The organism is Streptomyces sp. NPDC006476, assembly GCF_040612015.1.
Lineage (GTDB): Bacteria > Actinomycetota > Actinomycetes > Streptomycetales > Streptomycetaceae > Streptomyces > Streptomyces griseorubiginosus_B.
The window spans coordinates 301,078-317,977 of sequence record NZ_JBEXPK010000003.1 but is presented as its reverse complement, the minus strand read 5'-3'; the positions used below and the strand labels follow the sequence as shown (position 1 = coordinate 317,977).

Annotated in this window: 14 protein-coding genes; 11 read left to right on the top strand and 3 right to left on the bottom strand. The window is 71.2% G+C overall.

The window, feature by feature from the left end:
• Nucleotides 1–150: 150 nt before the first annotated feature.
• The 6 genes from ABZZ74_RS05365 to ABZZ74_RS05340 all read left to right on the top strand — a co-directional run bounded on the left by ABZZ74_RS05365 (nucleotide 151) and on the right by ABZZ74_RS05340 (nucleotide 6,531).
• On the top strand, nucleotides 151–948 hold the full coding sequence (locus ABZZ74_RS05365; RefSeq protein ID WP_356761986.1) for an SAM-dependent methyltransferase: 798 nt from the start codon (nucleotides 151–153) through the stop codon (nucleotides 946–948).
• 193 nt (nucleotides 949–1,141) lie between these two features.
• On the top strand, nucleotides 1,142–2,155 hold the full coding sequence (locus ABZZ74_RS05360; RefSeq protein ID WP_356761985.1) for a substrate-binding domain-containing protein: 1,014 nt from the start codon (nucleotides 1,142–1,144) through the stop codon (nucleotides 2,153–2,155).
• 164 nt (nucleotides 2,156–2,319) lie between these two features.
• Entirely contained in the window at nucleotides 2,320–5,166 is a 2,847-nt protein-coding gene (locus tag ABZZ74_RS05355) for a nitrate- and nitrite sensing domain-containing protein (RefSeq protein WP_356761984.1), read from the top strand.
• A gap of 13 nt (nucleotides 5,167–5,179) precedes the next feature.
• On the top strand, nucleotides 5,180–5,611 hold the full coding sequence (locus ABZZ74_RS05350) for a roadblock/LC7 domain-containing protein (RefSeq protein WP_133041600.1): 432 nt from the start codon (nucleotides 5,180–5,182) through the stop codon (nucleotides 5,609–5,611).
• Between the two features lies 1 nt (nucleotide 5,612).
• On the top strand, nucleotides 5,613–5,969 hold the full coding sequence (locus tag ABZZ74_RS05345; protein ID WP_133041599.1) for a DUF742 domain-containing protein: 357 nt from the start codon (nucleotides 5,613–5,615) through the stop codon (nucleotides 5,967–5,969).
• Nucleotides 5,956–6,531 carry an ATP/GTP-binding protein gene (locus tag ABZZ74_RS05340; RefSeq protein ID WP_356761983.1) on the top strand — a complete coding sequence of 192 codons (576 nt, stop codon included), beginning with the start codon at nucleotides 5,956–5,958 and terminating at the stop codon, nucleotides 6,529–6,531. The genes ABZZ74_RS05345 and ABZZ74_RS05340 overlap by 14 nt, the downstream gene beginning before the upstream one ends.
• 19 nt (nucleotides 6,532–6,550) lie before the next feature.
• Here the strand turns inward: ABZZ74_RS05340 and ABZZ74_RS05335 are convergent, their stop codons facing one another.
• On the bottom strand, nucleotides 6,551–8,059 hold the full coding sequence (locus ABZZ74_RS05335; RefSeq protein ID WP_356761982.1) for a M81 family metallopeptidase: 1,509 nt from the start codon (nucleotides 8,057–8,059) through the stop codon (nucleotides 6,551–6,553).
• 16 nt (nucleotides 8,060–8,075) lie between these two features.
• Nucleotides 8,076–9,272, bottom strand: a complete 1,197-nt coding sequence (locus ABZZ74_RS05330) for an ROK family protein (RefSeq protein WP_356761981.1) — start codon at nucleotides 9,270–9,272, stop codon at nucleotides 8,076–8,078.
• A 181-nt stretch (nucleotides 9,273–9,453) separates the two neighbouring features.
• Between ABZZ74_RS05330 and ABZZ74_RS05325 the strand changes: the two genes are divergently transcribed.
• Genes ABZZ74_RS05325 through ABZZ74_RS05305 form a run of 5 tightly spaced genes read left to right on the top strand, consistent with a single transcriptional unit; the run spans nucleotide 9,454 to nucleotide 15,711 of the window.
• Nucleotides 9,454–11,193, top strand: coding sequence for a peptide ABC transporter substrate-binding protein (locus tag ABZZ74_RS05325; RefSeq protein ID WP_356761980.1), 1,740 nt, complete (start codon nucleotides 9,454–9,456; stop codon nucleotides 11,191–11,193).
• Between the two features lie 3 nt (nucleotides 11,194–11,196).
• Nucleotides 11,197–12,156, top strand: a complete 960-nt coding sequence (locus ABZZ74_RS05320; RefSeq protein WP_356761979.1) for an ABC transporter permease — start codon at nucleotides 11,197–11,199, stop codon at nucleotides 12,154–12,156.
• The gene (locus ABZZ74_RS05315; RefSeq protein ID WP_356761978.1) at nucleotides 12,153–13,037 is read left to right on the top strand and encodes an ABC transporter permease; all 885 of its coding nucleotides are present in this window, start codon (nucleotides 12,153–12,155) and stop codon (nucleotides 13,035–13,037) included. The genes ABZZ74_RS05320 and ABZZ74_RS05315 overlap by 4 nt, the downstream gene beginning before the upstream one ends.
• Nucleotides 13,038–13,087: 50 nt before the next feature.
• Entirely contained in the window at nucleotides 13,088–14,755 is a 1,668-nt protein-coding gene (locus ABZZ74_RS05310; protein WP_356762062.1) for an ABC transporter ATP-binding protein, read from the top strand.
• Entirely contained in the window at nucleotides 14,752–15,711 is a 960-nt protein-coding gene (locus ABZZ74_RS05305; RefSeq protein ID WP_356761977.1) for an ROK family protein, read from the top strand. The genes ABZZ74_RS05310 and ABZZ74_RS05305 overlap by 4 nt, the downstream gene beginning before the upstream one ends.
• Before the next feature lie 183 nt (nucleotides 15,712–15,894).
• On the opposite strand, the gene ABZZ74_RS05300 is transcribed toward ABZZ74_RS05305, so the two are convergent.
• Entirely contained in the window at nucleotides 15,895–16,857 is a 963-nt protein-coding gene (locus ABZZ74_RS05300; protein ID WP_356761976.1) for an ABC transporter substrate-binding protein, read from the bottom strand.
• Nucleotides 16,858–16,900 lie beyond the last annotated feature (43 nt).

Below are 16,900 nucleotides of genomic sequence, written 5' to 3'. Positions count from 1 at the left end.
CGACAGGACCCCGTGCCACGACCGTCGTAGACGGCGGCGGGCGCGGGGCCCCGAGTCGTGTCCGCTCGCGCGCCGAGGAAACCGGCACCCGTCCGCCATCCGGCCAACGTTCCCCGGTTAGTGCGGAGTTGACGGTGGGATGGGAGGTGCATGGAGAGAGACATCGACACCGGGACGGCCCACGCGGCGCGGATCTACGACTACATCCTCGGCGGCAAGGACCACTACCCGGCCGACCGGGAGGCGGGCGACGCCATGTGCCGGGAGTGGCCCGCCCTGCCCGTCCACATGCGGGCCAACCGGGACTGGATGAACCGTGCGGTGCACTGGCTGGCCCGGGAGGCGGGGGTACGGCAGTTCCTCGACATCGGTTCCGGCATCCCCACCTCACCCAACATCCACGAGATCGCCCAGTCCGCGGCCCCGGCGTCGAGAGTGGTGTACGTCGACAACGACCCGCTCGTCCTCGCCCTGTCCGAGGAACTGCTCAGCAGCACGCCCGAGGGCCGTACGGCGTACGTCGAGGCGGACATGCGCGACCCGGCGGCCATCCTGGACGCGCCCGCGTTCCGCGAGACCCTGGACCTGTCCGAGCCGGTCGCCCTGACCGTCATCGCGATCGTCCACTTCCTGCTCGACGAGCACGACGCCGTCGGCATCGTCCGCCGCCTCATGGAACCGCTTCCGGCGGGCAGCCACCTGGCGATGTCCATCGGCACGGCCGACTTCGCGCCCCAGGAGGTCGGCCGCGTCGCCCGGGAGTACGCGGCCCGCGACATGCCGATGCGGCTGCGCACCCTCGCCGAGGCCGGGGAGTTCTTCACGGGCCTCGACCTCGTCGAGCCGGGCATCGTCCAGGTCCACAAGTGGCACCCCGACGGCACGGCCGCGGACGCGGTCCGCGACGAGGACATCGCCATGTACGGGGCGGTGGGCCGCAAGCTGTAGACGCCACGCATCTCATCACGATGCGGCAGCAGCAACTCACTGAAAGTGGCTGCTCACTTGACTACCGGAGGTCACACGCGATTGGCTCCGGCCAACGAGAGTCACCCGGATGGCGCACGGCACGCCGGACGGTGTCCGGGGGCTCCTCTCGCCGTTTCTCCAGTTCGGCCGCACAGCGAGGTGCCGCACCCTCATGAACACTCCTCCCCCGCCTCCCGCCTCCCAGAGATCCGTGCGTGTCGCCGCCCTCGCGGTGGCCCTCGGGCTTCTCGTGACGGGGTGCTCCGCCTTCGGCGGTCAGTCGGAGTCCGACGCCGGCTCCGCGGGCAAGGCCGGCAGCGGCGGCCGTATCAGGATCGCCATGGTCACGCACGGCGCGAAGGGCGACGCCTTCTGGGACCTGGTGAAGAAGGGCGCCGCGGAGGCGGCCGCGAAGGACGACGTCGATCTGACGTACACCAGCGACCCGGACGGGTCGGGGCAGGCCGAACTGGTGCGCGACGCCATCCGGGAGAAGGTCGACGGTATCGCCGTGACCCTGGCCAAACCGCAGGCGATGCGGGGGCCGATCGCCCAGGCCAAGTCGGCGGACATACCCGTCGTCGGCCTCAACTCGGGGACCGACTCCTGGCGGCCGGACGGGCTCCTGGAGTTCTTCGGCCAGGACGAGAGCGTCGCCGGGCGGGCCGTCGGCGACAAACTCAACGGCCTCGACGCCAAGCACGCGCTGTGCGTCATCCACGAGCGCGGCAACGTGGGCCTGGAGGCCCGCTGTGCCGGGGTGAAGAAGACCTTCGGCGGCCAGACCGAGAACCTCTACGTGGAGGGCACCGACCCGACCGCCACCTCCGCCGCGATGACCGCCAAGCTGCGGCAGGACCCGAGCATCGACGAAGTGGTCACCAACGGCGCCCAGTTCGCGCTGCTGGCCGTCAAGGCGGTGCAGGCGGCCGGCAGCCGGGCCGGGGTCGCGACCTTCGATCTCAACAAGGACCTGGTCAAGGCCGTGCAGAGCGGGGACGTGCAGTTCGCGGTTGATCAACAGCCGTATCTGCAGGGCTACCTCGCCGTGGACGGGCTGTGGCTGTACCGGACCAACGGCAACATCAGCGGCGGCGGTGTCTCGCCGGTGCTCACCGGCCCGGCGTTCGTGACAAAGGCCAACGTCGCCTCCGTCGCCCGGTTCGCCGACGGCGGGACCCGCTGAGCCGCCCGCGCGCGACATTTCGTACGCCGATGTCGCGAAATATTTCGGAGACCCGTGGCACGTGCGGTCACTTGTGCGGTTAGCATCCTGTGCACCCCTTCTCGCCCTGCTCACGGCCACCCCCGTCACTCTCCGCTCCGCTCCGCTGACTGCCTAGGACGACCATGTCTCCACGGACAGGTGCCCGGCCCCGCCGTCTCGGCTCCATACGTCTGTCGCTGATCCTGCTGGCCCTGGTGCCCAGCGTCACCCTCGCCGCGATGTGGGGCGTGACGACGACGCAGATGTTCACGGAGGGGCTGCGGCTGCGCTCGCAGACGCAGTTGAGCCGGTCGACCGGCGCGATGGGCACCGAGGCGACCCTCGCCCTGCAGCGGGAGCGCAGTCTGTCGGCGGCCTGGCTGGCCGGCGACCCGCGCGGCTCGCGGGCCGCGCTGGAGGCGCAGCGCAAGGTGACGGACAAGGCGGTCGCCCAGCTGGTCGGCCAGTCGGACGCGATCAAGATGGCCCCGGCGCGCATCTCGGACCGGCTGTACTCGGTCCTCGGCTCGGTGGGCAGCCTCGAGTACTACCGGGGTCAGGTGGACGACCCGACCGACATCACCGCGGCGCAGGCGCTGGACCAGTACAGCTCGATCATCGACGACCAGATCCACGCCTTCCAGGAGCTGTCCCAGGTCGACGACGGCGACCTGACCTCGCAGGCCGGTCCGCTGGTCGCCCTGGAGCACGCGGCGGAGCTGGTCGCACAGGAGGACGCCCAGCTCACCCAGGCCTGGCCGTCCGGCCGGCTGACCGACAAGTCGTGGATGACGTTGACGCAGTTGGTCGACACGAGGCGCTGGCTGGTCCAGGACCAGATCGTGCCCTCGCTGCAGGGCAGCGCCAAGACGCAGACCGAGCGGATCCTGCAGAGCCCCGAGTGGCAGGGCGTCCAGAGCATCGAGGACAAGGTGCTCGCGGCCCGGCCGGGCGCGGACGGCAGGGTGGTCCTGCCCGCCGCGCGGGACCAGTGGGCGGTGGCCTTCGCGAAGGTCGGCGACGAGTACGGCCGGATGATCCGGGTCCAGACGTCCGCGCTGCTGGACCGCAGCGGGGACAAGGCGCACAGCCTGCTGGTGACGGCCGCGTCGCTGAGTGCGGGCGGGCTGGTGGCGCTGCTGCTGTGCGTGGGCATGTCCTGGCGGATCACCCGCTCGCTGTCGCGCCGGCTGCGGGGTCTTCGGGAGGCCACGCTGAGCCTGGCGGAGGAGCGGCTGCCGGACGTGGTGGCGCGGCTGGACCGGGGCGAGACGGTGGACGCGGACCTGGCGACCCCTCCGCTCGACTACGGCGGTGACGAACTGGGCCAGGTGGCGCGGGCGTTCAACAAGGCGCAGCGGACGGCCGTCCACACGGCGGTCGAACTCGCCGACATCCGGCGGGGTTTCCAGAAGGTGATCCTCGGTATCGCGCGGCAGTCGCAGAACCTGGTGAACCTGCAGCTGACCAAGCTGGACACGCTGGAGCGCGAGCACACCGACCCGGACGTCCTCAAGGGCCTGTACGAACTGGACTCCACGGCCAGCCAGTTGCGGCGGTACGAGGAGAACCTGGTCATCATCAGCGGGGAGCAGCCCCGGCGCAGCTGGCGGGAGCCGGTCGCGCTGATCGACATCCTGCGCAGCGCGGTCGGGGAGGTCGCCGAGTACCAGCGGGTGGAGGTGCACACCGACGAGGACGTGTACCTGGCTCCGCCGGCCGTGGCCGACGTGATCCATCTGCTGGCCGAGCTGATCGACAACGCCACCGCGTACTCGCCCGCTCCGTCGCCGGTCAGTGTCCGGGCCGCGCTGGTCGCCAAGGGCCTGGTCGTCGAGGTGGAGGACCGTGGGCTCGGGATGGCGGAGGAGGACTACGCCTCCTTCAACGCCCAGTTGGCGGTGGAGCCGAAGTTCGACGTGGTCGCCCTCGCCGACGACCTGCGCCTCGGCATGTTCGTGATCGCCCGTCTGGCCACCCGGCACGGCATCGCGGTCACCCTGCGCCCGTCGCCGTACGGCGGCACCACGGCGATCGTCCTGCTGCCGCACGACATCGTGGTGCGCGAGGTGCCGGAGCCGGCCCGGGCCGCCGGACAGGCCTGGGACGGCGTCACCGGGCCGGACGCGCCTGAGTGGCACGAGAGCGCCGTGGGGACGTCGGCCGCGCGGACCGGGGGCGACGAGTACGCGCAGAACGGCACCGGCCCCGGCCCCCGCCCGCAGACCGGCCTCCTCAACGGCACGGAACACGCCCGCGCGACCGGGACGGGGGCCGCGGAAACGGCAGGCGCCTACGGAACCGCGGGCACGGCGGACACCGGCCTCCACGGCACCGGACCCGCGGGCGGCCCCTATGGCACCGCAGGACCGGCGGACACCGGCGCCTACGGGACCGGGGGCGTCGCAGAGGCCGGGGGCGCGGGGGATGCCGTAGCCGCTGACTGGCGCGCCGAGGAGGCCGTACCCACGGGCGGACGGCCCGAGGAGGCCGTACCCGGTGCCGGACGGCCCGAGGAGGCCGTACCCGGTGCCGGACGCCCCGAGGAGGCCGTACCCGCCCCCGGGCGGCCGGGACGGGCCCGGTATCCGGGTGAGGAGCGGTGGGTGTCGGACGCCCGGCATGCCGCGGCCGCCGCGCGCGGCGGTGAGGCCGAGCGCGAGGCGGGCACCGGCGACCGCGCCGGGCAGCCCGGCAGACACGCCCGTCGCCCCGGGCTCGCCCCGCTCCCCCGGCGGGTCCCGCAGACCAGTCTGGTCGCCGAGCTCCTCGATGACGGACCGCGCGGTGAACAGCAGGGCCCGTTCGAGGAGTTCACCCCCGAGCAGGCCGCTTCCTCGCTCGGGGGATTCCAGCGGGGAACGCTCCGGGCACGTGACGAGGGCGCCGAGACGCAGTACGACCAGGAGGAGGCCGCCGTAACGGACGACACGGACGCATCCAGCCCCGCCCCCGGTACATCCGCCGCAGGCACCCCCGCCGACCGCTGACGAAGGACACGTCATGACACGCCCCATCCCAGCCACCCATACCGCGCTCGATCAGCTGCTGACCGGCCTTGTGGACCGGGTCGCCGAGGTGAACCACGCCGTGGTGCTCTCCGAGGACGGCCTGGTCGTCAGCAAGTCCACCGGGTTCCTGCGGGACGACGCCGAACGGCTCGCGGCCACCGCCTCCGGGCTGATGAGCCTCAGCAAGGGCGTCAGCATGGACTTCCGCGGCGGGCCGGTGCGGCAGGCGCTGATCGAGATGGCCCACAGCTATCTGATCCTCACCTCGGCCGGGCCCGGCGCCCATCTCGTCGTCCTCACCAGCCAGGGCGCCGACGTCGGCGTCGTGGCGTACCAGATGAACATGCTCGTCAAGAAGATCGGTGAGCATCTCAGCGCCGCCCCACGGGCCGGCATCGGCCCCACCGTCGATTCCGGCGCGTGAGGTGGGCGGAGGCGACACGGCAGGCCGCCTGGTACGGCCGTTCGCGCTGACGGGCGGACGCACCCGGCCGAGCCGCGCCGACTTCACGCTCATCACGACGGTTACCGCGGTGGACCCGCCGCCGACCTGGGCCACCCGACCTCAGCCGGAGCAGCAGCGCATCCTGCGCCACTGCGCCGAGCCGATCGCCGTCGCGGAACTCGCCGCCCGGCTCGACCTCCCGGTGAGCGTGATCGTGATCATGCTCTGCGATCTCCTGGAGTCGGGCCGGATCACGTTCCGTCCGCCCCATCCGGTGACCCGGACCCCGGACCTGGACCTGTTGCAGAAAGTGAGGGACGGCCTTGGCCGACTCTGACACCATCACCCGGTCGGCACCCGACACGGTCAAGATCCTGATCGCCGGCGGTTTCGGCGTGGGCAAGACCACCATGGTCGGGTCGGTCAGCGAGATCGCACCGCTGCGCACCGAGGAACGGCTGACCTCCGCCGGCCTCGGCGTCGACGACCTGGAGGGCATCGAGGAGAAGCAGGCCACCACCGTGGCCCTGGACTTCGGCCGCATCACCATCGGCGACGACCTCGTCCTGTATCTCTTCGGCACCCCGGGCCAGCAGCGCTTCTGGTTCATGTGGAACGACCTCGCGATCGGCGCGCTGGGCGCGGTCGTGCTCATCGACGTCCGCCGTCCCGAGACCAGCTTCGCCGCGATCGACTTCTTCGAACGCCGCGGCATCCCCTTCGTCGTGGGCGTCAACGGCTTCCACGGCGAACACCCCTACCCGCCCGAGGAGATCCGTGAGGCCCTGGCCCTCCCCGAGCACGTCCAGGTCCTGCTGTGCGACGCGCGGGAACGCGGCTCGTGCCGGGACGTACTCATCGCGCTGCTGGACGAGTTGATCGCCGCGGCGGTCAACTGACGGTCTTCCCGGGGCCGGTTCACTCGTCGGGGCCGGTCAGGGGCTCGTTCGACGGCGCGACGATCCGCGCCGTCAGGTCCGGGTCCGGCATGTCCCGGTCGAAGGGGAACATCGGCCGCCGGATGCGGTGGTGGCCGAGCCGCTCCAGGTCCTGGTCGACTCCGCCCGGGGTCAGGGCCATCCTCCAGTCGGCCGCCATGGCGAAGAGCTCCGGCTCCAGATAGCCGATCTTGACGATCACGAGATCCGCCTCGCGGGGGGCCAGGTCCAGGTCGGTGAAGTCGTGTTCGTGGTGGTACGGCTTTCTGAGCCGGGTGAGGATCACGTGCACGCTCCCCACCCGCAGCACCACTTCGGTCCCGGCGTCCCGGTCGCCGTGCCGGATCGCGTGGACCGTGCCGGTCAAGGTGAGCGGGCCGGCGTGGCGGTCGTCGACCTCGGCGCCCGCGGTGACGGTGACCGTGGCGCCGACACCGGCCTCGACGGCGGTGTCGACGGCCGACGGGCCCGGCAGGGAGGCGTAGAGGACAGTCGGGCCGTCGGGGTCCTTGAACTCCGGGCGCGCGAGGACCTGTTGGAGGCCCCAGGTGACGTCGCCCGCGCCGCCCGCCGTCGGGTTGTCGCCGGTGTCGCTGATGAAGTACGGGCGTGCTTCGGCGGCCAGGGCGGTGTCGAGACAGTCGTCCAGGGTGCCCGTCGGGGCGACGAAGGCGAAGTCGCGCCGGGCCGCCCAGAAACCGTGGGCGAGTCGTTCCGCGCCCGCGGCCACGGCGGTGCGGTCGGGGCCGGTGACCACGACCGCAGCCCGGTTGCGCGGCTCGTCGGCCCAGGCGTAACCGACCCAGATCGCCGCGTCCGTGACCCCGTCGGCCGCCTCCACGTCCTCGACGGCCGCGTACACGCTCCGCGCGGGCTCGATGCGGGTGGAGGTCTGCTCGCCGGCCAGCAGCACCGGCACCGGGATCCAGGCCTTCACCGGCCGGTGCGCGCCGCTCGTGAGGAGGTCGACGAGGTTGCGGGCGGCCCGTTCCTTCGTCTCCATGGCGTCCTCGTGCGGGGCCATGCGGTAGCAGGTGATCAGGTCGCTGAGGTGGACGAGGTCACGGGAGACGTTGCCGTGCAGGTCCATGGAGGTGGACACCAGGACGTCCGGGCCGGTCACCTCGCGGACGCGGGTGAGGAGGTCGACCTCGGCGTCGTCCAGGCCCTCGACCGTCATGGCACCGTGGATGTCGAACCACAGGCCGTCGACGGGGCCCGACCGGCGCAGACGGTCGAGGAGTTCGGCGGAGAGTTCCGCGTACGCCGCCGCGGTCACCGTGCCGCCCGGCAATGCCTTGCCGACCAACGCGCCTCTCCAGTCGGCGACTTCGCGCAACTCGCCGCCGGGAGCGAGGAAGGGGTAGCGAGCCAGGACCTCGTCCCCGCGCTGCGGGTGGAAGGCGGGGGCCTCGGTGCGGGCCGGGGAGAAGGTCGACGACTCGATGCCGAGGCCGGCGACGGCGATCACGGGACGGGATGCCGGCATGGAATCCTCCGGAGGGTCAGGGGCGGTGGTTGCCGGTCGCCGTGTGCAGCGCGTGCGCCAGGGCCCGCTGCAGGGCCATCTGGCCCGCGCCGGCCAGACCTGCGTCGGCGCCGAGGACGGCCCGTTCGATCACCAGGTGTTCGGTGACCAGCGGATGGCAGCCCTCGTAGAGCTGGCTGCGGACGGCGGCGACGAACGGCTCCAGCGTGGAGAGGATGCCGCCCAGGTACACGGCGTCGGGGTTGAAGAAGTTGACGTTGGCGGCGAGGACCTGACCCAGGTAGCGGCCGGCCAGCCGGACGGCGCGGGTGGCCTCCGGGTCGGCGTCGGAGGCGAGGCGTACGACGTCCTCGGTGGACGTCACCTCGCGTCCGCGCTCGCGCAGGATGCGCACCAGGGCCGCGCCGGAGGCCACCGTCTCCAGGCACCCGGTGTTCCCGCAGGAGCAGGGGATGTCGTGGGCGGCCTCGACCCGGACATGGGTGATCTCGCCGGCGCCGCCGGTGCCGCCGCGGTAGAGACGGCCGTCGGCGATGACACCGGCGCCGATCCCGGAGCCCGCCTTGACCATGATCGACTGACGGTGAGAGGAGGGCCGTACGCTGTGCTCGCCCACGGCCATGCAGTTGGCGTCGTTCTCGATGGCGACCGGCACCGCGAACCGCTCCTCCAGCCAGTCCCGTACCGGGAAACGGTTCCAGCCCGGCATCCTCGCCGGCAGCGTCACCAGTCCTGGCTCCACGTCGACCGGGCCGGGCAGGCACAGGCCCACGCCCCGCAGCAGACCCCGGCCGTGCCGTTCAGCGAGCGAGGAGAGCGTCTCCACCAGTCCGGGCAGGGCCGCCTCGGGACCGTCGGCGGTCGGGAACGGCACGGTGGAGACGTCGGTGAGCCCGCCCCCGGGCAGCACCACGCCCACGTGCGCGTGCTTGCCGCCGAGTTCGGCCGCCACGGCGAACCCGTCGCTGCCGCCCAGCCGCAGCACCTTGCGCGGCCGGCCGCCCGCGGACGACACCGTGCCCTCCTCCGCGACCAGCCCGTGGTCCATGAGCTGACCGACCGTGAAGGAGATCGTCGAAGGCGCGGCGCCCAGCAGTCCGGCCAGTTCCGTACGGGTCGTGGCCTGGCCGGAGGCGAGGAGTTCGAGGACGCGCTCGGCGAGCGAGGTGACGCCGACGAGGTGTTTGCGGCGCGGTGGACTTTTTTCGGTCATGGACGAAGTAACTTCCGTCGACGGCGTTCGGGGCGACGAGCGTATGCCCCGGAAACCACCTGCGCGCTTTTTTCAGAACAGCAGTAACAGGCTTTTTACGGCGGTGCGTCTGTTTCTTCGACCACACGGGTCGTTGACTGTCCCTCACCCCGCCGAGCCCACCCTTGTTCCGAGGAGAGCCATGTCCCCTGCCCGCACGAGACTCCTGGCCGGTGTCACCCTCTCCGTGGGCACGCTGCTGCTCGCGGGCTGCTCCGGATCGAGCGGCACGTCGTCCGCGGCCAAGGACTCCATCGACTACGCGCTGCCGGCGAACTTCACGCCGAACTGGATCCTGCCGATCGGCACGGCGGCGCACCTCAACACCAACAACATCTCCATCGCCAACGCGTTGTGGGAGCCGCTGGTGGCCTACGACGGCTCGAGCGGCAAGATAGCCTGGAACAAGGCCGGTTCGATCGCCACGGCCGCCGACTTCGCCGCCGACAACAAGAGCGTGAAGATCACCCTGGGCGACCGGCACTGGAGCGACGGCAAGCCCGTCACCGCCAAGGACGTGCGGTTCTGGTTCGACCTCATCAAGGCGAACAAGACGCAGTGGGCGGGCTACAACCCGGGCAAGGCGCCTGACAACTGGACCTCCTTCACCATCCAGGACGACCGCCACTTCACCATCGCCTTCGACCGGGCCTACAACCCGCAGTGGATGCTGGCGAACGAACTGAGCTCCATCAACCCGCTCCCCGAGCACGCCTGGGACAAGGGCGACCCGAAGCGGACCTGGACCTACCTCAACGACGCGGCCAAGAACATCGGCGGTTACGCGTCCAACCCGCTGTGGAAGACCATCAGCGGCCCCTACGCCGTGAAGTCCTTCTCGACGGCCGGCAGGGTCGTGCTCACCGCCAACAAGAAGTACGACGGCGGGGAGAAGCCCGGCATCCCCACGGTGAACCTGCTTCCCTTCACCACGGCGGACGCCGAGAAGAACGCCCTGCGCTCCGGGAGCGTCGACTACGGCTACATCGAGCCGACCGACCTCGACCAGGAGGCGAGCTTCACCGCGCGGGGCTACGAGGTGAAGCCGTGGTCGGGCTGGGCCATCACCTATATGCCGTACAACTTCAACAACCCCGCCATGGGTGCCGTGTTCAAGCAGCTCTACGCCCGGCAGGCGGTCCAGCGGTCGATCGACCAGACGAGCCTGGCGAAGGTCGTCCTCAACGGCACGGCGGTGCCCGGCTACGGTCCGGTGCCGCAGGGGCAGGCCTCCGACTTCGTCTCGCCGACGCAGAAGGACAATCCGTACCCGTTCTCGACGAGTGCCGCCAAGTCCCTGCTCACCAGCCACGGCTGGACCGAGCAGGGCGGGGTGATGACCTGCACCGACCCGGGCAGGTGCGGTGCGGGCATCGCCCAGGGCACCAAGTTCGAGATGACGGTGCTGTCGCAGTCCGGATCCACCGTCACCGACAACATGATGAGCGCGATCCAGTCCTCGCTCGCCAAGACCGGCATCAAGTTCTCCATCAGGACCGCGCCGGTCAACTCGGTGCTCTCGCAGACCCCGCAGTGCACCGCCGGCCAGTCGATCTGCAAGTGGCAGCTGTCCTTCTTCGGCACGGCGGGCAGCTGGTACTTCCCGGCCTTCCCGACCGGTGACTCGCTCTTCCAGACCAAGGCGGGCTCGAACTTCGGCAGTTACTCCAACCCGGACGTCGACCGGCTCATCACCGCGTCCACGACGTCGAGTTCGACCCGGGCGGTGCAGGACTACAGCGCCGCCCTCGCCCAGGACCTGCCGGTGATCTGGCTGCCGGAGCCGGACTACCAGATCTCCGTGATGAAGAAGGGACTGGGCGGGTTCTCCCAGGACTCGCTCGCCAACTTCCACCCCGCGCAGTGGAAGTGGACCGGCTGAGCCATGGAGACCCTCGTCTACCTGGCCCGGCGGACGCTCCAGGCCCTCGCGGTGATCCTCATCGTGACGGTCGTGGTCTTCTGCCTGCTGCACGCGCTGCCCGGGGGTCCCGCGCGCGGGATCCTCGGACCGCAGGCGACCGCCCAGCAGATCACCGCGTTCAACCACGACCAGGGGCTGGACCGTCCGCTGCCCCTCCAGTACCTCTACTACCTGCGCACCCTGCTGCACGGGGACCTCGGAACGTCGTACACGCTCAACGAGGCCGTCTCCCAGCTGATCGGGCAACGGCTGCCGAAGACACTGGTGTTGACGGTACTGTCCGCGCTCGTCGGGCTGCTCCTCGCGATCCCGCTGGGCATGTGGCAGGCGGTGCGGCGCAACAAGCCCGCCGACTACGTGATCACGACGCTGAGTTTCGTCGCGTACTCGACCCCGGTGTACTTCCTGGGCCTGATCCTGGTGCTGGTCTTCACCCAGACGCTGCGCTGGTTCCCCTCCCAGGCGCCGCAGGGGGACACGCTCGGGCAGGTGCTCGGCGATCCGGTGGCGCTCGTGCTGCCGGTGATCACGGGCGCCGCGTCGATGGTGGCGGTCTTCAGCCGGTACATGCGGGCGGCGACGCTGGAGAATCTGGCCGAGGACTACGTGCGCACCGCCCGGGCGGGCGGTGCGCGGCAGTACGCGATCCTTTTCCGGCACGTCTTCCGCAACTCGCTCACGCCCGTGATCGCGATGCTCGGTTACTACGTGCCCGTCCTGTTCGGGGGCGCCCTGGTCGTCGAGCAGCTCTTCAACTACCCGGGGATGGGGCTGCTGTTCTGGTCCGCCGCGCAGTCGTCGGACTATCCGGTGCTGCTCGGCTGCGTCCTCGTCATCTCCGTCGCCACGGTCGTGGGCACGCTGCTCGCCGACGTCGTCCAGCGTGTCGTCGACCCCCGAGTGAAGGCGGGCCAGGCATGAGCGCCGTCCTGCAGACCACCACGCCGACGACCGACCCCCTCGCGGGCCATCGTCTCTCGCTGCGCCGGTTCACCCGCAACAAGCTGGCCGTGGCCGGTCTCGCGGTGGTGGTCCTCTTCCTGCTCCTCTGCTTCGTCGGCCCCCTGCTGTACTCCACCGACCAGACCCACACCGACCTCACCCAGGTCAACCTCCGGCCCGGCGGCTCCCATCTGCTCGGTACGGACGCCGTGGGCCACGACGAGCTGGGGCGGCTGATGTACGGCGGGCAGGTCTCCCTGCTCGTCGGGCTCGCGGCCGGGGTGCTCGCCACCGTCATCGGCACGGTGTGGGGTGCCGTGGCCGGGTACGCCGGCGGCTGGGTGGACGCGGTGATGATGCGGATCGTGGACGCGGGCATCGCGATTCCCGCGCTGTTCATCCTGCTGGTCGTGTCGGCGATCACCACCCCGGACACGCTCGGGCTGATCCTCGTGCTCGGACTGGTGTCCTGGCTGGTGCCCTCGCGGCTCGTGCGGGCGGAGACGCTGACGCTGAAGGGCCGTGACTACGTACTGACGTTGCGCGCGACCGGCGGCACGCACGGCCGGGCGATCCGCCGGCACATCCTGCCCAACTCGGTGTCCACGATCGTCGTCGCGGCCACCTTCCAGGTCGCCGACGCGATCCTGCTCGTCGCCTACGTCTCGTATCTGGGCCTCGGTGTCCAGCCGCCGAAGACCGACTGGGGCGGGATGCTGTCCGCCGGTCTGACGGCCGCGTACTCGGGACGCTGGTGGCTGATCGTTCCGCCGGGCCTCGCGATCATCCTCGTCGTGTGCGCGTTCAACGCGGTCGGGGACGGGCTGCGGGACGCCTTCGACGTGAGGGGGCGTGGGTGAAGGACGCAGGGAAGGCGGTGGAGGGGGCGAACGTGCCGGAGGGGGAGAAGGTGCGGGAGGGGGCGAAGGTGCCGGCGGAGAAGGTGCTGGAGGTCGAGGGGCTGGGGGTCACGTTCGGGACCGAGACGGGTGACGTGTCGGCGCTATGTGACATATCACTGCACGTGCATACGGGTGAAACCCTCGCCCTCGTCGGCGAGTCCGGCTCCGGGAAGTCCACCGTCGCCCTCGCCGCGATGGGCCTCCTGCCGGGCAACGCCCGTGTCTCGGGCCGGGTGAGGATCGACGGCAGGGACGTCGTCGGGGCCGGCGAGGGAGAGCTCGCCCGGTTGCGCGGTCGTACGGCGTCGATGGTGTTCCAGGAGCCGGCCACCGCCCTCGATCCGCTCACCCGGGTCGGTGCGCAGATCGCCGAGGTCATCCGCAACCACCATCCCCTCTCCCGCGCCGAGGCCGCCGGTGCGGCGGTCGAGTTGCTCCGCAGGGTCGGCATTCCCGAGCCGGAGCGGCGGTCGAAGGCGTTTCCGTTCCAGTTGTCGGGCGGCCAGCGGCAGCGCGTCGTGATCGCGATGGCGATCGCCAACTCGCCCGGTCTGCTGATCGCGGACGAGCCGACGACCGCGCTGGACGTCACCGTGCAGGCCGAGATCCTCGATCTGCTGCGGGGGCTGGCGGCCGACTCCGGCACCGGGGTGCTGCTGGTCACCCACAACATGGGCGTGGTCGCCGACTTCGCGGACCGGGTGGCGGTGATGCTGCGGGGCGAGATCGTGGAGAGCGGGCCGGTGGACGAGGTGCTGCTGCGGCCGCGGCACGACTACACGCGGAAGCTGCTGGCGGCGGTGCCGCGCCTGGTGGTCGACGAGCCGAAGGCTCCGCCGGCCCCTTCGGCGCAGGGCGAGCCGGTGGTCCGGCTCCAGGACGTGTCCGTGAACTTCGGCCGTGGTCCTCGTACCGTACGGGCGCTGCGCGAGGTGTCGATCTCGGTGCGGGCCGGCGAGACGGTCGGGCTGGTGGGCGAGTCGGGGTCGGGCAAGTCGACCGCGGCGCGCGTCGCGCTGGGGCTGGTGGCGCCCGCGTCCGGGTCGGTGTCGCTGTTCGGTGCCGACCTGGGCCGCACCCGGGGACGCGCGCGCCGGGCCCTGCTGTCCGGGGTCGGGGTGGTGCTGCAGGATCCGGTGGCCTCGCTGGACGCGCGGATGAGTGTCGGGGAGTGCGTCGCCGAGCCGCTGCGGATGCACCGGCGGGGGATGTCGGCGGCCGAGCGGCGCGCCCGGGTCGCCGAAGTGCTCGAACGGGTGCGGCTGTCCGGGGAGTTGGCGGGGCGTGGGCCGCGTGAGCTGTCCGGTGGGCAGCGGCAGCGGGTCAGTCTCGCCCGGGCGCTGGTGCTTGAGCCGCGGCTGCTGGTCGCGGACGAGCCGACGAGCGCGCTGGATGTGAGTGTGCAGCAGACGGTGCTGGAGGTGATCGCCGAGTTGCAGGGCGAGCTGGGGTTCGCGTGCCTGTTCGTCTCGCACGATCTGGCGGTGGTGCAGCAGTTCGCGCAGCGGGTCGTGGTGATGCGTGACGGGTGCGTCGAGGAGGAGGGGCCGACCATGACGACCCTGTTGCGACCGGAGTCCGCCTACACGCGCCGGCTCATCGCGTCGGTGCCGGTACCGGATCCGGTGCTGCAGCGGCGCCGGCGGGCCGAGGACCGGACGGGGGCCACCGCGTGACGCGTGCTCCCGAGGTGGTCGCGGGCGTCGACATCGGCGGCACGACCACCCAAGTGCTGCTGTGCGCGGGGGACTTGAGGATCATGGACCGTCTGGAGGTGGCGACGCCCGCGGCCGAGGGCGGGGCGGCGATGGTCGGCGCCGCGCTGGATGCCGTACGGCGTCTGCTGGGCCGTACGCCCGCGCGGCTGCTCGGTGTCGGGGTGGGGGCGGCGGGGGTGGTGGACGCGCGGGCCGGGCGGGTGCTGGTGGCGAGCGACTCCTTTCGCGGCTGGGCCGGTTTCGAGGTGACCGCGGCGGTCGAACGGGGCCTGGGCGTACCGGCGTTCCTCGACAACGACGTCAACGCGTTCCTGCGCGGCGAGGTGACCGCCGGGGCGGTGGCGGGCGAGCCGGACGTGCTCGGAATGACGCTCGGCACCGGGGTCGGCGGGGCGTTGTGGCTGAAGGGCGCCCTGTACGACGGGCCGGAGGGCGCGGCGGGCGAGATCGGTCATGTGCCCGGCTTCGGCGAACTGGCCTGCACCTGCGGAGGCCGAGGCCATCTGGAGACGCTGGCCTCGGGTCGTTCGATCGCCGCCCGGTACCGGGAGCGCACGGGCCGCGCCGGCGCGGGCCGCGGAGTCGCCGAGGCGGCGGGCCGGGGTGATCCCGACGCGCTCGCGGTGTTCGAGGCGGCGGGCGCCGCGGTGGCCCGGGCGCTGCTGGTCACGGCCGGCCTGCTGGACGTGACGACCTTCGTGATCGGCGGCGGTGTCAGCCGGTCCTGGTCGCTCCTGGAGCCCGCCGTCCGGCGGGCGTTGAACGCCGAACCCCCGGTCAGCGGACGCCCGTTGCGGGTGCTGCCGGCCGGTCTGGGCGAGGACGCGGTTGCCGTCGGCGCGGCGGCCCGGGCGCGGGCGGACCTCGATCCGCACACCGCTCCCACAGGGGGCGGCAGGGTGAACGAAGCGTAAGCAGGACGGCACGTTCGTGGTGCCGGCGACCGACCTCAACGGCACCGACTGGACGTACGTCAGCCAGTACATCCCTGTGTGGGACTCCGCCGATCTGCGTAGTTTCCGCGTCGGATACTGAACGGCGGCAGGCGCGGGTGCCGCCCGTGACGGGGGCACCCGCGCCGGACCGTGCGAAAGGGCTCAGCTCAGGCCGGCCGTCTTCAGCCAGGCCTTGGCGACGTCCAGCGGGTCCTTGTTCTCGAGCTGGACCTGCGAGTCCAGGTCGAGCAGGGTCTTGGTGTCGAGCTTGGCGGAGACCGCGTTCAGCGCGGAGACGCCGTCCGAGGACAGACCGCTCTTGTATACGAGCGGCTGGACGTTCTCGAAGCCGAAGAGGTTCTGCGGGTCCTGCAGGACGACGAACTTCTCCTTGGTGATGTTCGGGTCCGTGGTGAAAATGTCCGCGGCCTGCACGGTGTTCTTCTTCAGCGCCGCCAGGGTCAGCGGGCCGCCCGCGTCCAGCGCCTTGAAGCCCTTGAACTCCAGGCCGTACACCGACTTCAGGCCCACCAGGCCCTGCTGCCGGGTCTGGAACTCCGGCGAGGCGCCGATGGTCAGGTCCTTCGCCACGTTCTTGAGGTCCGCGATGCTGGACTCGCTGGTCAGCTTGTACTTGTCCGCGGTGGCCTTGTTGACCGTGACGGAGTCCTTGTCCTGCGCGGAGGCGGGGTCCAGGAGCGTCAGCTTGGAGTCCAGCTTGGCCTCGATCGCGGCCGTGGTGGCCTCGACCGTCTTGGGCGCGGCCTTCGGGTCGAGGTAGGCCAGCAGCGCGCCGTTGTACTCCGGCAGCACGGTGATGGAGCCGTTCTTCAGCAGCCCGTACGTCGTCTCGCGGCTGCCGATGTTCGGCTTGTAGGTGACCTTGACGCCCTTGGCCTTCAGGGCCTCGCCGTAGATGTCGGCGATCAGGATGCTCTCGGCGAAGTTGTTGGATCCGACGACGACGGACTTGCCGTCCGACTTACCGCCCTGCAGCGGGTCGGAGGACTTGCTGTCGGAGGAGGAGGAACCACATCCCGCCAGCAGGGCCGTGGTCGCGGCGAGCGCGACGGCCGCCGCGGGGTAGCTCCTGAAGGACCTGGGGCGTGGGGCTTTGGAAGTCACGATTCCCGTTCCGGACTCGGGGGATTGATGAGAAGCAAGCGCT